The organism is Streptomyces sp. NBC_01224 (assembly GCF_036002945.1).
GTDB lineage: Bacteria > Actinomycetota > Actinomycetes > Streptomycetales > Streptomycetaceae > Streptomyces.
In genome coordinates, this window is sequence record NZ_CP108529.1 from 6,042,203 (window position 1) to 6,056,615 (window position 14,413).

Consider the following 14,413-nt stretch of genomic DNA (forward strand, 5'->3'; position numbering starts at 1 on the left):
CGCCCGTCGACAATTCAGGACAACGTCGCCCTGAAGTGCGCATGTTCGACAACCGAAAAGGCCTGGCCCGCCGCCGGGGATCGCACGCCCGCCTCCAGTACGGGCGGTGCGATCGGCACCGCGACCGTCAGGTTGTCGACGGCGGCGCCGGCGGCCCCTTCAAGCCTGTCCGGCGCTTGAGGACGGAACCGTTGCCGGGTTGCCGGGTGCCCCGACGAGCCCCCCACCCCGGACGGGCCAGAGAAGCAAGCCCGTCCGGCGTTTGAGGACAAAGCCGGAGCGCCCGGCCAAGGCGCACCCGTCAGACCCCGGCCACCGCCGCGTCACACTCCTGCGCCCGCAACGCCCGAGCCAGATCGTCCCGGGCCTCCAGCACCAGCCTCCGCAGCGCCGGCGCCGCGTCCTCGTGCGCGGTCAGCCACGCGTCCGTCGCCGCGAGCGTCGACGGATCGTCCTGGAGCGCCGGGAACAGACCCTTGACCACGATCACGCCGATCTGGATCGACCGCTCGGCCCACACCCGCTCGATCGCCTCGAAGTACTTCTCCGCGTACGGCGCCAGCAACTCCCGCTGCGACGACTGCTCGAACCCCGTGATCGTCGCCTCCACCAACGCGTTGGACAGCGCCTCCGACTCCACGACTCCCGCCCAGGCCTGTGCCTTCACCGCAGCCGAGGGCCGCGAGGCCAGGCACCGCACCTGGTGCCTCTTCCCGGACGCCGTGTCGTCGCGGGCCAGTTCGGCGTCGATCACCGACTCGTCGGCCCCTCCGTGCGCGGCCAGCGGGGACAGCAACGCCCACCGCAGTTCCTGGTCGACGTCCAGCCCGTCGATCCGGGCCGAACCGTCGAGCAGCCCGGACAGCAGCTGGAAGTCCGTGTCCGAGTCGGCGACCGACGCGAAGAACCGCGCCCAGGCCAGCTGGTGCTCGCTGCCCGGCTCGGCGATCCGCAGCTCCCGCAGCGCACCCTCGGCCAGCGCCCGGCCGCCCTCCTCGCGCCACCCGGGGGCGACGTAGTGGACCAGCGCGGTCCGGGTCCAGGCGTGCAGCATCTGCAGGACGCCGATGTCGGACTCCCGGCCGGAGAAGGACAGTACGAGGGAGATGAAGTCACGGGCCGGCATCAGCCCGTCCCGGGTCAGGTTCCACAGCGCGGACCAGCACAGCGCCCGCGCCAGGGGATCGGTCATGTCACCGAGGTGCGCCCGCAGCGTGGCCAGGGACACCTCGTCGAAGCGGACCTTGCAGTACGTGAGGTCGTCGTCGTTGACCAGGATCAGCTCGGGCCGCTCGGCTCCCGCCAGCTCCCCGACCACCGTGCGCGGTCCCGCCACATCCACCTCGGCGCGCGCGTACCGCACCAGGTTGCCGTCGGCGGCCCGCCGGTACAGGCCGACCGCGACCCGGTGCGGCCGCAGCTCCGGGTGGGAAGCGGCCGCCTCCTGGAGAACCGCCAGCTCCGTGATCCGATCCGCCGAGTCGTACGTCGCCACCGGGGTCAGCGAGTTGACGCCCGCGGTCTGCAGCCACGACCGGGACCAGGTGGTCATGTCCCGCCCGGACGTCTCGGCCAGGACGGACAGCAGATCGCCCAGCTGAGTATTGCCGTAGGCGTGCTTCTTGAAGTAGCGCCGGGCGCCCTCCAGGAACGCGTCCCGCCCCACGTACGCCACCAGCTGCTTCAGCACGGAGGCGCCCTTGGCGTAGGTGATGCCGTCGAAGTTGAGCTTGGCGTCCTCCAGGTCACGGATGTCGGCCGTGATCGGGTGCGTGGACGGCAACTGGTCGGCGCGGTACGCCCAGGACTTGCGGTTGTTGGCGAAGGTGATCCAGCCGTCCTTGAAGCGGGTCGACTCGACCATGGCGAAGACGCCCATGAAGTCGGCGAACGACTCCTTCAGCCACAGGTCGTCCCACCACTGCATGGTGACGAGGTCGCCGAACCACATGTGCGCCATCTCGTGCAGGATGACGTTGGCCCGGCTCTCGTACGACGCCTGCGTCACCTTGCCGCGGAAGATGTACTCCTCGCGGAACGTGACACAGCCCGGGTTCTCCATCGCGCCGAGGTTGTACTCGGGCACGAACGCCTGGTCGTACTTCCCGAACGGGTACGGGTAGTCGAAGTTGTCGTGGAAGAAGTCCAGGCCCTGCTTGGTGACGAGGAAGACGTCGTCCGCGTCGAAGTGCCGGGCGAGGCCCTTGCGGCACAGCGCGCCGAGCGGGATCTCCAGCTCCGTACCGTCGTCGAACGTGCGGGTGTAGGAGTCGGTGACGTAGTGGTACGGACCGGCCACGATCGCCGTGATGTACGTCGAGATCGGCTTCGTCTCGGCGAACCGCCGCACCTCGCCGTCCCGCGACTCCTCGGCGCCGTTGCTCCAGACCGTCCAGCCCTCGGGCGCCGTCACCTCGAAGCGGAAGGGGGCCTTCAGGTCGGGCTGCTCGAAGTTCGCGAAGACCCGCCGCGAGTCGGCCGGCTCGTACTGCGTGTAGAGGTAGACCTCGCCGTCCTCCGGGTCGACGAACCGGTGCATCCCCTCGCCTGTCCGGCTGTACGCGCACTGCGCGTCGACCACCAGGACGTTGTCGCCCTCCGGCAGCTCCTCCAGCGCCACCCGCGTCCCGTCGAAGACGACGGCGGGGTCGAGCGGCTGCCCGTTCAGCGTCACCGTGTTCACGCTCGGCGCCACCAGATCCGCGAAGGTCGACGCCCCCGCCCGTGCGGTGCGGAACCGGATCGTGGTCACCGAGCGGAAGGTCCGCGGACCGGAGGAGGCCCCGTCGCCGTCCCCTTCGGGCCCACCGACGGCGGAACGCAGATCGAGAGCGACCTCGTAACCGTCGACGCTCAGCAGCTCGGCCCGCACGCGGGCCTCGTCGCGGGACAGGTTCTCACCGGGCACGGCACACTCCTTTGTGTCACGTTCGAATAGTTTGATCCTCCCATGTCGCCACTCGGCCGGGCATGCGGGAATGGCCGGTGCGCCCTGAGGCGTTCTCGCGCACAGGTGCGAATGCCCTTAAGAGGAGAGATATGTCTGACAACAGCACGGCGACCGGCAAGACCCCTGCCGATTTCTGGTTCGATCCCCTCTGCCCCTGGGCCTGGATGACCTCCCGCTGGATGCTGGAGGTGGAGAAGGTCCGTGACGTCGAGGTCCGCTGGCATGTGATGAGCCTTGCCGTTCTCAACGAGGACAAGCTCGACGAGCTGCCGGAGGAGTACCGCGACCTCCTGGAGAACAAGGCCTGGGGCCCGGTACGCGTCGTCATCGCCGCCCAGCAGAAGCACGGCGACGAGATCGTCGGCCCGCTCTACACCGCGCTCGGCACCCGCTTCCACAACCAGGGCGAGGGTCCCACCCGCGAGGCGATCGTGGGTGCGCTCCAGGACGTCGGCCTGCCGGCCGAGCTGGCGGACTTCGCGGACTCGGACGCGTACGACGCCGAGCTGCGCGCCTCCCACAAGGAGGGCATCGACAAGGTCGGCCAGGACGTCGGCACCCCGGTCATCGCCGTCCCGGGCTCGGACGGCGAGCAGATCGCCTTCTTCGGCCCGGTCGTCACCCCCGCCCCGAAGGGCGAGGAGGCGGCGAAGCTGTGGGACGGCACGCTGCTGGTGGCGTCGATCCCCGGCTTCTACGAGATCAAGCGGACCCGGACCCAGGGCCCCATTTTCGACTGATCGCACACGATGCGGTGCGGGGTCCGGCCGCCGTCCGGACCCCGCACCCCTCACCTACGCGTACAACGCGTCCAGCTTCGGCAGCCGCAGCGCCACCCGCTCCGCGTCGTCGAAGTCGAAGTCCCACTCCGGGTCCAGGCCGGGATAGTCGATCGTGAACGAGTCGTCGGGCATGTCCTCACCCGTCGCAGCCCGATGCGCGTCCCAGGCGATCCCGAGCGTCCGCTCGCACTCCATCTCCTCTCCCTCGGGCGCCGCGGCCCTGATCACCGGCAGTTCGGCCAGCGTGTCCGGATCGGCGACGACCTGCTCGAACACCTCGCGCCCCTGCGCTATCAGCCAGCCCCGGAAGTAGTCGAAGCCGTCGTCGGAACAGCCCCCGTTGATCGTGTACGCCGCCGCCCAGAGCGGAGCCCGGTAGGAAGCGGCCATCAGGTCCCAGAGAAGCTGCTGCGCGGCGACGATCTCCTCCCGGGGCCGGGCGGCGAGCAGCGCGGAGGCCCGCTCGACGACGGCCTCCGCATCCTCCGGGCCGGTGACCTGTGCGCGGGCGTCGTCGATCAGATTCCAGAAGTCCGTGGTGTCCATGCGGTGCAGCATGCCGGAGAGGTCTGACAGTCTCGGGTGCGGCGAGCTGCCGAGGGGGCTGAGGGAAGGGATTCGGGTGGACACGAACGTACGACCGGCACGGCGGTCCGAGGCCGCGGCACTGACCGAGCTGGCCCTGGCATCGAAGGCCCACTGGGGCTACGACGAGGCGTTCCTCGCCGCCTGCCGCGACGAACTCACCATGCACCCGGCGGACATCGACCGTCGCCGCACCACGGTCGCCGAGGAGGACGGCCGCGTCCTGGGCTTCACCACCCTGGACGGCGCCCCGCCCGAGGGCGCCCTCGGCATGATGTTCGTCGCCCCGGACGCCCTGGGCCGGGGTATCGGCCGGCTCCTCTTCGAGCACACCGTGACGGAGGCCCGCCGCCTCGGCTTCGCACGCTTCACCATCGACGCCGACCCGAACGCGGAGCCGTTCTACCTGGCGATGGGCGCGGTACGGATCGGGGCGATCCCGTCGGGCTCGATCTTGGGCCGTGAACTGCCGCTGCTGGAATTCACCCTCACGTCGCGGTGACCCCCTGCCGGTGGCCAGGACAGGGCCATCAGGCGCTGCCGGGGCAGGCGTACCTACGTCAGTCCGGCACGATGATCAATTTGCCGCGTACGTGGCCGCCTTCGCTCTCCCGGTGAGCGTCGGCTGCCTGGGACAGCGAGTACGTCCGTGCCACCGACAGGGTGAGTTCGCCGTTCACGACCAGCGCGGCTGCCTGCTCAAGACGCTCACGGATCGCACCGGCGCCGGCGAACACAAAGCGCACGCCGTGTTCCTCCGCCCGGTGGTCGGCGATGGTGACCACGCGTTCCGGCCCGCCCGTCACGTCGACGAGTGCCGGCAACGAGCCCTTTCCTGCGGCGTCGAATGCCGCGTCCGCGCCGTTCGGCGCGATGGTGCGGACCTGCTCGGCGAGCCCCTCGCCGTAGGTCACGGGCTCGGCGCCGAGCGAACGCAGGTACGCGTGGTTGCGCTCGCTTGCCGTACCGATCACAGCCGCGCCGAGATGCCTGGCGATCTGCACGGCCACGGACCCGACACCGCCGGCGGCCCCGTCCACGACCAGAGTCTCCCCGGCCTTCACATCGAGGTCGCAGAGTGCCTGGTATGCCGTGTTGGCGGCCACCGGCAGTCCGGCCGCGATCTCCCAGGGCACGTTTCCGGGCTTTCGCGCAATCTGCGCCGCGGGGGCCAGTACGAACTCGGCGTAGCTGCCGAAGCCGATCGAACCGAAGACCTCGTCACCCGCAGCGAAGTCGGCCACGTCCTTGCCGACGTCCGCGACGACACCGGCTACGTCGCCCCCGGGCACCGCGGGGAACTTCACCGGCATCATGGCCGCGACGGCCCCGCTGCGCAGCTGCCAGTCCAGCGGATTCACCCCGGCAGCCCGGACCTCGACCAGCACCTCCCCAGGACCTGGGCGCGGCACCTCGCGGTCCACAACGTGCAATACCTCGGGTCCGCCGTACTCCGTGAACTGCACAGCGCGATACGTCTTTAACATGTTTTCCTTTGCCCAATTGGGTTTTACCGAGACCGGTCAGGAGCGCGGATGCTCCGCCAGGACGCAGCCAAAACTACCGAGCGATGGCCCGACGGGGCACCCGAGTTCACCCCGGACGACGACCACCACTGGGCGCGGTCCCGCCTCGGGTCCCTGCCGCACAGCAGCAGGAGCCGGTCACGCTCGTCGACCAGCAGAACCCGTGACGTCCACCGGTTCCGAAGGCCCGTGGGGCTCCACACCATTCACCGCTCCCGCAGCCCGGCGTCCGGCCGCGGCCAGGGCCAGGGTGACCGCGAGTGAGGCCGTCGCCATCACGGTCATCGCCGTCCCCGGCGAGGTCCGCTGGGCGATGGTGCCCGCGAGCGCGGCCGCGACGCCCTGCATGGTGAGCGTGCCGGAGGAGTGCAGTCCGAGAGCCTGACCGGTCATCTCCTCCGGGGTCAGGGCCATCAGCCGCTCCTGGAACAGCAGACTCGCCGAGAACCCGACCGAGGCGAGCGCGGTCAGAGCGAACGCCATGGGCAGCGCCGGTCGCGCGGCGAAGAGCAGATACGGGGCGGCCAGGACCAGCTGCATCGGCATGGCCAGCCGCCCCCGCCAACGCTGTGCGACGAACCGGCCCACCACCGTGTCCCCGACGAGCATCCCCAGCGCGGCGAAGGCGAAGAGGAGCCCCGCGTGTTCGGGGGCGTACGGGACGAACAGCGACTCGCAGCCGACGATCAGCCCGTTCGGCACCCAGAGCGCGAGGTAGACCCGGCGGCGCGGGCCCGAGGACCACAGAACGGCATTGGTCCGCCACGTCTGCGCGACCGACGGCCGCCCGGCGGCGCGCGGCGGACGGCGGGCCAGCCCGAACCGGGCCACGGCCGCACCCATCAGATACAGGGCGGCGGCGACGAGCAGCGTGCCGCGCGCGGACAGCACAGTCACCAGCAGCCCGCCGAGCGCGAAACCGCCGATCTGCATCAGGCCGACGCACATGTTCAGTACGGAACGCCCCAGCAGATAGCCGTCCTTGGGCAGCACCTCATTGAGCAGGCCGTACCGCACGCCGCCGCCCACCGCGGCGACCACACCCTCCATCAGGATGATCGCGAACACCACCGGCAGCGGAAGCCCGGGGACGGCGAGGACGGCGGTGGCCAGCCCGAAGGCGAGCGCCATGCCGGTCATCGCGGCACGTGGCGGCAGCCGGTCCGCCGCCGACATCAGCACGGTCGCGCCGATCACCTGGGCGAGGGAGGAGCCGAACATGGACAGGGCGGCGAGCAGCGGCGATTCGGTCGCGGCGTAGACGAGGGTGCCGAGGGCCAGCCCGCTCATCGTCGACCCGGCGACCTGCACGGCACTGGTTGCGAAGAGCGGTCTGAACTGCGGCGTTCGGAAGAGTTCCCGGTAGGTGCGCATGCGGGGAGTCTCAGTGGCCGTCCACGGCGACCGTTACTCTTTCGCGAGGAGGCGAAACGTGGAGGCATGACGTCGTGGGCCTGTGGCAGATCAACACGGACACGCTGGCCGGGAGCCGGTTCGTCGTCTCACCGCTCGCCGAGACCATCTCCGCCCTGAACTCCCTGGAGAGGGGCCGGCCCGAGCACCCCGGCGAACGGGCCTGGCTCGACGCCCATCTGCCGGCCTACCGCGCACGCCAGGCCGCCGACCCGGTCGCCGCCCGTCTCGTACCGGCGGCCCTCGGCGGCAGCTGGAACGCGGACTTCATCACGCCCACGCCGACGGGTGAGGGCGCCCCGTCCTTCGAGGAGGAGCTGGCCCCCGTCCGGGCGACCACGCCCGAGCGCGCCCGAGCGGACCTGGCGGTGTCGCTCGGCGGCCGTCCGCTCCCGGAGCTCCTGGACCGCGACGACCTGGCGCAACGCACCGCCGATGTCCTGCACTGGGTCTGGCGGCACACCGTGCTGCCGGACTGGCCGCGCCGCCGCCGGATCATCGAGGCGGACGTCGTCGCGCGGACCGGACAGCTGAGCCAGGGCGGCTGGGCCGCCGCCCTGAGCGGCCTGCGCCCGGGAATGCGGTGGCTCGGCGGGAGCCGGCTCCAGATCAACGCGCACGACTATCCGCCTAAGCAACTGGCGGGTGCGCGGCTGCTGTTCGTCCCGGTCACCCAACGCACGGGCTGGGTGTCCTGGGACGACGACGCCGAGCGGTACGCGGTCGTCTACCCCTGCTCGGGCGCCCTGGCCGATGCGGGGCGGGCGCAGGTGCCCGACAGCCTGGGCCGCCTGCTCGGCCCCGCTCGGGCAGCCGTCCTCGTTCTCCTCTCCAGCCCGAAGAGCACCACCCAGCTGGTGGCCCTGACCGGCCAGGGGCTGGGCTCGGTGGGCCGCCACCTCAAGGTCCTTCTGGACGCGGGCCTGGCGGACCGCCGCAGGGCCGGTCGGTCGGTGCTGTACTTCCGCACGGACGTGGGTGACGTGCTGGTGGAGGCGCGGCGCCACGACTGAGGGGGTGCGGGCGTTTTGGCCGCTGGGGGCGGGCTTAGGCTGCGGGAGGAGTATGGGAGCCGGGACACGGCAGGCGACAGTTGGGAGCTGAACTCGCTTGCTTTCAAGGTGATGTGATGTCGAATCAGGTCATGGAGAGGGATCATGGCAGATCAGGACAAGAGGAGCGGCGAACAGCGGCGGACGGTGGATCCGGCCGAACTGGGTCCGGTCCTCGCCCGCTACCGGGAACGCCCGACGATGGGCAAGCTCGGCCTGACCGTCGTCCCACCCGTCGCCTTCCTGCTGTTCGGCGGCATACCCGACTCCATGCCGGGCACCGGGCACCTCATATTCGACGTCATCTGCCTCCTGTTGTTCGTCTGGGGCGTGTACGAGCTGACCCACTCCCTCGCCTCGTGGCTGATCCTGCACGAGGACGGAATCGTCTACCGGGGCCGGCGCAAGGTGCGGTGGGCGCACCGCTGGGAGGATTTCCACGACGTCGTCCTCTCCCACGAGGTCACGTACCTCGGCGGATCCTCCCGGCCGATCTCGGACAAGATCGTCGCGCGCCTGTGGACGGCGACCGGCCAGGGAGCCCGTGAACTGTCCGGCAACTACTTCCTGACCGACGTCGGCGCGGGCCTCCTGCGCACGTTCCTGCGCTCCCCGGGCAACCTGACGCCGATGTTCGGCGAAATCATCGACCGCGTCGTCGAGGCGCGTGTGCGGCACGACGTGCACGAACTGGCCGCCGAGGGAGGCAAGGTCCGGTACGACCCCTTCGAGATCGGCGATACCTACCTGCACGTCAACGGCGCCGCCGACGAGATCCCGTGGGACGAGGTCACCCGGCTGACCGTGGACGACGACCAGGTCGCCATCACCATTCCCCACCTGCGGCGCCGCATGGAGGGCATCAAGCTCAAGGCGGACGGTCGCCGGGAGAACTACCGGGTCGGCGGGGACAACACCCTGTACATCGAAACCAAGGGCCTGAGCCGGTGCCGGAAGGCGATCACCTGGTCCGTCCTGTCCCACATCGCGGATTCCCTCGACACGGAATCACGGTGACCGTGGCTGCGGGCAAGGCCCGCACGGGGCGCGCGGACCAGTTGATCACGCTGGCACCCGCCCGTGCCGTGTAGGCGTACGGCTCGCCGGCTTTGAGCCGTATGACGGCCTCCCACTGGCCGTGGTCGAGCCAGCGGAAGGTGCGGTCGCGGTTCTCCGCGTCGAACCCGGAGAGCAGGGTCCGTACGGAGACCCGCAAGCTGATCAGCGCCTGCGTGGGGGTGACGGCGTGCTCGGCCCGTACGAGTAGCCCGTCGACGGTGACCTCGCAGCGCCAGACGGTCTTGAGGAGCTGTCTCATGTCAACTTCGCTTGACCGATGGCCAGATGCACCCAGACGGTCTTGCCGGGGTCGCGCGGCCGTACGCCCCACTTCGCAGCGATCGCGTCCACGATGACCAGGCCCCGGCCGGAGAGGTCGTCGAGCGTGGGGTTGCGGAGTTCGGGCATCCGCCACTGGTACGAGTCGGACACCTCCAGGATGAGCGTGCCGTTGCGACGGCGTAAGCCCAGCTCGAAGTAGTCGCCGGTCCCTTTGGCGTGGTTGATGACGTTGGTGCTCAACTCGCTTGCGAGAAGGGCGGTGTCGTCGATGAGCCCGCCGAGTCTCCACTCGCTCAGGACGTATCCGACGTGGCGTCGGGCGGCGGGGACGGAGTCCCTGCGGGCCCGGAATCTCTTGATGCGCGTGCGCCCGGACATGGGTCCCCCAAGGTCGGTGGGCAGGCAGGATTGACAGTCACTCAGTGCGCCCAGAAGGACACTTGCTGTGACGCGCTCCACGCTAGAGCGAGACTTCTGTTTTATGCAATCGAACTACATCGAGAATTTGCATATTGCTGAGGGTCTCAAGCGCCTGGCGTGTAGCGTCCGTTGACGTGCAGACTGGTCACATGGAGTAAGAGGAGGGGACATGCCTGCAGGTGGACGCCCTACTGTGCGCAGCAGGCGGCTCGGTGCGGCGCTCAGGAGGTATCGCGAGGCGGCGAAGCTCGACCAGCACCATGCTGCCGACCACATCGTGGGATCGAAGGCCAAGATCAGTCGGATCGAGGCCGGACAGGTCTCGGCGCGCCCCGGTGATGTCCGACTGCTCCTGGAGCTGTACGGGGTGGAAGACAGGGCCGTGTACCAGCAGTTGGAGCAACTGGCGCGGGCTTCCAACAAGCGTGGATGGTGGCTCAACTATGAATGGGCGGCCAAGCCGGAGTATGCGGACTTCATCACGCTCGAATCCGACGCGACGTACATCCGTACCTGGCAACCGTTGTTCCTGCCGGGACTTCTGCAGACGGACGACTACCTCAGGGTTCTGCTCGGTGCCGGCCTGAAGGTTCATACGCCCGAGGCGGTTGACGAAATGGTGGCCATTCGTCAGACGCGCAGGAAGGTGATCGAGGAGCATGGTGCCCGGTTCGCGGCAGTCATTTGGGAGCCCGCGCTCACGGCCCCGATGCCTTCCGCGAAAGCGCATCGCGACCAGCTCCTGCACATCCTGAACGTGGCGCAACGGCAAAATGTCAGCGTTCAGATGCTCCCGGCCACGGAGTGGGAGGCCGCGCATATGGCGTCGCACTTCGTCATGTTCAACTTCGGTCCTGAACCCGCCCCGGAAGCGGTCGCTTTCGACAGCACGACGAGCACCGTCATCATCGAGGACCTTGAAGAGATGGCCACGCATGCGCAGATCTTCGAAGCCCTCAGATCGGCGGCGCTGACGCCCGCACAATCGCTCACCTTCCTGCGTGAGCACATCGCAAGCATCCCTGAGAGCGAGAAAGAGCAGTAATGAGGAACCAGCAGATCGTCACCGAGTTCAAGAAGTCCAGCGCCTCTCAGGGAGGGCAGCAGGACTGCGTCGAGGTCGCCCACACCGCCGACGGCGGCCGGGCTGTCCGGGACAGCAAGAACCGCGACGGCGGGCTCCAGTTCTACGCGCCCGAGGGGTGGGCCGCGTTCGTCGACGGGGTGAAGGGCGGGGCCTTCACGCGCTGAGCCAGTCCGTGACCTCGGCCACGTCCCCGACGGTCACCACGCCCTCGCGGACCACCGCGTTCTTCGCGCCGAAGCTCACCTTGTTCTTGTACTCCGGCTCGCGCCGGTACGTCGCGAGGGTGCGGACCGGTTCCGGGCCCGCGCGACGGCCGGTCTCCTGGTCGACGAGTGGGACGTTGCACCGCATGGCCCGTACCGAGTAGGCGAGTTCCGTCGTGCCGAGAGACATCCGGCGTACCCGGTCCTCGAAGTGCGGCTCGTCGTTGCCGGTCAACACGATGTTGGCGCGGAAGCGGTTCATCGGCACCGGCTCGGCGTCGCCCCGGGCGGCGATGCGGGTGTTGAGGCCGTCCAGGGAGGCCGTCGAGGCGACCAGCACCGCGTGGGCGTCGGCGAAGTTGACCTTGCCGGGGGTGTCACCCCAGCCGTCCCGGTCGAAGCCGGGCGCCACCCGTACCAGACGGGACTTCGCGCCGAGCGCGTCGGAGAACCATTCCGCGACCTCGTCCCCCTGGTCGACGGCCGCGCCGAGCGGGCGGTCGAACATGCTGACGTCGAGGCGTGGGCCGTGCGGGTCGACACCGAGGTGGAGTGGTTCGACGTCGGCGGCCGTCAGGGTCAACGTCTCGCCTGCGTCCAGGACTTCGACGTTGATCGCGGCCATCGCGGGGTGGGTGCGCTGGCTGCGGAATGAGCCGTCCGCCGCGTCCACGACCATGAATGTCCGGTCGTGCTCAAGGCCGGTTGTACCGACCCGCGCGGAATCGACCGTGATCCCGGCGCAGCCCTTGACCGGGTAGTAGGCGAGCTCTCGAACAGTGATCGTCACGATGTCCCCTCCGGGGCAGCCGCTTCGAGGTCCTCGACGCTGCCGGACATGATGGTGCGGATGTGCCGGGTGAGGTGCTCGGTGGGCCAGTCCCACCAGGCGACGGCGAGGAGCCGGGCAATGGTCTCGTCGTCGTACCGGGTACGGATCAGCCTGGCCGGATTGCCGCCGACGATGCCGTAGTCGGGCACGTCACCGACGACGACCGCGCCGGCGCCGATGATCGCGCCGTGCCCGATCCGTACGCCCGGCATCACCATGGAGTTGTAGCCGAACCAGACGTCGTTGCCGACGACCGTGTCACCCCGGCCCGGCAGCCCGGCCAGCAGATCGAAGTGCTCGGCCCAGGAGCCGCCCATGGTGGGGAACGGGAACGTGGACGGGCCGTCCATCCGGTGGTTGGCGCCGTTCATGATGAACCGCACTCCGGTCCCCAGCGCGCAGAACTTCCCGATGACGAGCCTCTCCGGGCCGTAGTGATACAGCACATTGCGGGTCTCGAACGCGGTCGCGTCGTCGGGGTCGTCGTAGTACGAGTAGTCGCCGACTTCGATCAGTTCGGACTTCACCAGGGGCTTCAGCTGGACGACCCGGAGCTGGCCGGGCATCGGGTGCAGAACGGTGGGGTCGGCGGGAACGGAACTCATGGCGCCCATCATCTCATTCACCTCGCGTCATGTAAGTTCCTTTTAGGAACTCGCGCGATATCGAAAGAGGAACCTGCCGTGACGCTGGCGCAGTGGACCGAGGTCGACGACTACTTCAACGGCCTGCTGGTGGGCCCGGACGAAGTCCTGGACGCGGCCGTGGAGGCCAGTGAAGCGGCAGGGCTCCCGGCGATCCAGGTCGCCGCCAACCAGGGCAAGCTGCTGAACCTGCTGGCCCGGCTCCAGGGGGCGCGCACCGTGCTGGAGATCGGTACCCTGGGCGGCTACAGCACCATCTGGCTGGCCCGCGCGCTGCCCGAGGGTGGCAAACTCGTGACGCTCGAATTCGATCCGGAGTGTGCCGAGATCGCGCGCGCGAACATCGAGCGCGCCGGTCTGTCGGAGATCGTCGAGATCCGGGTCGGCCGCGCTCTCGACACACTGCCGGAGCTCGCGGCGGAGGGGCACGGGCCGTTCGACGTCGTGTTCATCGACGCCGACAAGCCGAGCAACCCCGACTACCTGGCCTGGTCGCTGAAACTGACCCGGCCCGGCAGCCTGATCATCGCCGACAACGTCGTACGCGACGGCGAGGTGGTCGACGGCGGGAGTGACGACCCGAAGGTGCAGGGTGTGCGCCGGTTCACCGAACTCGTCGCGGCCGAGCCGACGTTGACCGCGACCGCGCTGCAGACCGTCGGGAGCAAGGGCTACGACGGGCTGATGATGGCGCTGGTCACCGGCTGACATCCTCATGGGATGCTTGCGCGATCAATGTGGGCGGCCAAGGAGTGGGGGGTGCCCGGGGTGGGGATCGGGAGAAGGGCGGCGGCGGTTCTGTCCGTTGCCGCGATGATGGGCGCGATGGCCGGATGCGGCGACGGCGGCAGCCGGGCCGGGGACGGCAAGCCGTCGGCCGCGGCCTCCATGAGCGCGGATCGGCGAATGAGTGAATCGCTTGCGTTGCTCAAGGGCTACCGGTCCCTCGGACTGAAGGGCGAGTTCCGGGGAGACATGACGAGGAAGGTCGACCTGCACGCCGATCGGCAGGGGAACTGCGTCGGCACGTACACGGAGCCGGGTACCACCACCAGGGTCATCACCACCAAGGTTGTCATCATCGGTGACCGTGGCTGGGTGGCCTACGACGACGCAGGTCTGGAGATCATTCGCTCCTTCGCGAAATCCTTCGTGCCGGACAAGGTCGCCACCGTCGAGAAAGCGGTCAAGAGGGCCCGTGGAAAGTACGTCGAGTACCCGGCCCGTGAGCTGTTGCAGTTCCCGAGTGTGATCCTGTGCGCGCTGGACCAGGCGTTCGCGGGGGTTCCGGGAAAGGTGAGCAGCGCCAAGGAAGTGGGCAATCCGGGCACCAGGGCCGGCGAGCGGCTCGTCCAGCTCACGCACGGCTCCGGCGGCGATGAAGTGTCGGTGTACGTACCGGAGAAGGGAGGGTCCGTGCCCCGGGGTATCGACTTCAGTTTCGGTGACGCCCCGGTGCTGCTCGAACTCGACGATTACGACGAGCCGGTGCGGGTGAAGCAGCCCGACCGTGCGGACATCGTGAGCGCCGAAGAGGTGCAGGGGCTGGACGCGATTTCTGGCTGACTGCCGGCCGAC

The 14,413-nt window shown here is 69.2% G+C and carries 16 protein-coding genes; 8 read left to right on the forward strand and 8 right to left on the reverse strand.

Translation table 11 applies throughout. The features are described from left to right. Positions 1 to 301: 301 nt before the first annotated feature. Positions 302 to 2,908 (reverse strand): aminopeptidase N, encoded by a 2,607-nt coding sequence (gene pepN / locus OG609_RS27150; protein ID WP_327275215.1) that lies wholly within the window; start codon positions 2,906 to 2,908, stop codon positions 302 to 304. Between the two features lie 131 nt (positions 2,909 to 3,039). On the opposite strand from pepN, the gene OG609_RS27155 reads away from it, so the two are divergent. Next, a complete protein-coding gene (locus OG609_RS27155) occupies positions 3,040 to 3,690 on the forward strand; it encodes a mycothiol-dependent nitroreductase Rv2466c family protein (protein ID WP_327275216.1) in 651 nt (216 codons plus the stop codon). Positions 3,691 to 3,744: 54 nt separating this feature from the next. On the opposite strand, the gene OG609_RS27160 is transcribed toward OG609_RS27155, so the two are convergent. Then, positions 3,745 to 4,278, reverse strand: coding sequence for a DUF4240 domain-containing protein (locus tag OG609_RS27160; protein ID WP_327275217.1), 534 nt, complete (start codon positions 4,276 to 4,278; stop codon positions 3,745 to 3,747). Between the two features lie 76 nt (positions 4,279 to 4,354). Here OG609_RS27160 and OG609_RS27165 point away from each other — a divergent pair, with 76 nt between their 5' ends. Then, positions 4,355 to 4,819 carry a GNAT family N-acetyltransferase gene (locus OG609_RS27165; protein WP_327275218.1) on the forward strand — a complete coding sequence of 155 codons (465 nt, stop codon included), beginning with the start codon at positions 4,355 to 4,357 and terminating at the stop codon, positions 4,817 to 4,819. Positions 4,820 to 4,877: 58 nt separating this feature from the next. Here OG609_RS27165 and OG609_RS27170 read toward each other — a convergent pair whose 3' ends face one another. Both OG609_RS27170 and OG609_RS27175 read right to left on the reverse strand, forming a co-directional pair. Beyond that, the gene (locus OG609_RS27170; RefSeq protein ID WP_327275219.1) at positions 4,878 to 5,804 is read right to left on the reverse strand and encodes an NADP-dependent oxidoreductase; all 927 of its coding nucleotides are present in this window, start codon (positions 5,802 to 5,804) and stop codon (positions 4,878 to 4,880) included. A 177-nt stretch (positions 5,805 to 5,981) separates the two neighbouring features. Continuing rightward, on the reverse strand, positions 5,982 to 7,217 hold the full coding sequence (locus OG609_RS27175) for an MFS transporter (protein WP_327275220.1): 1,236 nt from the start codon (positions 7,215 to 7,217) through the stop codon (positions 5,982 to 5,984). 74 nt (positions 7,218 to 7,291) lie between these two features. On the opposite strand from OG609_RS27175, the gene OG609_RS27180 reads away from it, so the two are divergent. Together OG609_RS27180 and OG609_RS27185 are read left to right on the forward strand one after the other, a co-directional pair. Next, entirely contained in the window at positions 7,292 to 8,269 is a 978-nt protein-coding gene (locus tag OG609_RS27180; RefSeq protein ID WP_327275221.1) for a winged helix-turn-helix domain-containing protein, read from the forward strand. A 144-nt stretch (positions 8,270 to 8,413) separates the two neighbouring features. Then, complete coding sequence (locus tag OG609_RS27185) at positions 8,414 to 9,325, forward strand: hypothetical protein (protein WP_327275222.1); 912 nt, start codon at positions 8,414 to 8,416, stop codon at positions 9,323 to 9,325. On the opposite strand, the gene OG609_RS27190 is transcribed toward OG609_RS27185, so the two are convergent. Together OG609_RS27190 and OG609_RS27195 are read right to left on the reverse strand one after the other, a co-directional pair. Further along, complete coding sequence (locus OG609_RS27190; protein ID WP_327275223.1) at positions 9,270 to 9,626, reverse strand: hypothetical protein; 357 nt, start codon at positions 9,624 to 9,626, stop codon at positions 9,270 to 9,272. The genes OG609_RS27185 and OG609_RS27190 overlap by 56 nt on opposite strands. Then, positions 9,623 to 10,027, reverse strand: coding sequence for an ATP-binding protein (locus OG609_RS27195; protein ID WP_327275224.1), 405 nt, complete (start codon positions 10,025 to 10,027; stop codon positions 9,623 to 9,625). The genes OG609_RS27190 and OG609_RS27195 overlap by 4 nt, the downstream gene beginning before the upstream one ends. 235 nt (positions 10,028 to 10,262) lie before the next feature. Here OG609_RS27195 and OG609_RS27200 point away from each other — a divergent pair, with 235 nt between their 5' ends. Further along, positions 10,263 to 11,114 (forward strand): helix-turn-helix domain-containing protein, encoded by an 852-nt coding sequence (locus OG609_RS27200; RefSeq protein WP_327275225.1) that lies wholly within the window; start codon positions 10,263 to 10,265, stop codon positions 11,112 to 11,114. Further along, positions 11,114 to 11,320 (forward strand): DUF397 domain-containing protein, encoded by a 207-nt coding sequence (locus OG609_RS27205; RefSeq protein ID WP_327275226.1) that lies wholly within the window; start codon positions 11,114 to 11,116, stop codon positions 11,318 to 11,320. The genes OG609_RS27200 and OG609_RS27205 overlap by 1 nt, the downstream gene beginning before the upstream one ends. Here the strand turns inward: OG609_RS27205 and OG609_RS27210 are convergent. After that, on the reverse strand, positions 11,310 to 12,149 hold the full coding sequence (locus OG609_RS27210) for an MOSC domain-containing protein (RefSeq protein ID WP_327275227.1): 840 nt from the start codon (positions 12,147 to 12,149) through the stop codon (positions 11,310 to 11,312). The genes OG609_RS27205 and OG609_RS27210 overlap by 11 nt on opposite strands. Continuing rightward, the gene (locus OG609_RS27215) at positions 12,146 to 12,796 is read right to left on the reverse strand and encodes a CatB-related O-acetyltransferase (RefSeq protein ID WP_327275228.1); all 651 of its coding nucleotides are present in this window, start codon (positions 12,794 to 12,796) and stop codon (positions 12,146 to 12,148) included. The genes OG609_RS27210 and OG609_RS27215 overlap by 4 nt, the downstream gene beginning before the upstream one ends. Positions 12,797 to 12,874: 78 nt before the next feature. Here OG609_RS27215 and OG609_RS27220 point away from each other — a divergent pair, with 78 nt between their 5' ends. Beyond that, positions 12,875 to 13,543 carry an O-methyltransferase gene (locus tag OG609_RS27220; protein ID WP_327275229.1) on the forward strand — a complete coding sequence of 223 codons (669 nt, stop codon included), beginning with the start codon at positions 12,875 to 12,877 and terminating at the stop codon, positions 13,541 to 13,543. A 12-nt stretch (positions 13,544 to 13,555) separates the two neighbouring features. Beyond that, the gene (locus OG609_RS27225) at positions 13,556 to 14,401 is read left to right on the forward strand and encodes a hypothetical protein (RefSeq protein WP_327275230.1); all 846 of its coding nucleotides are present in this window, start codon (positions 13,556 to 13,558) and stop codon (positions 14,399 to 14,401) included. The last annotated feature ends 12 nt before the right edge of the window (positions 14,402 to 14,413 follow it).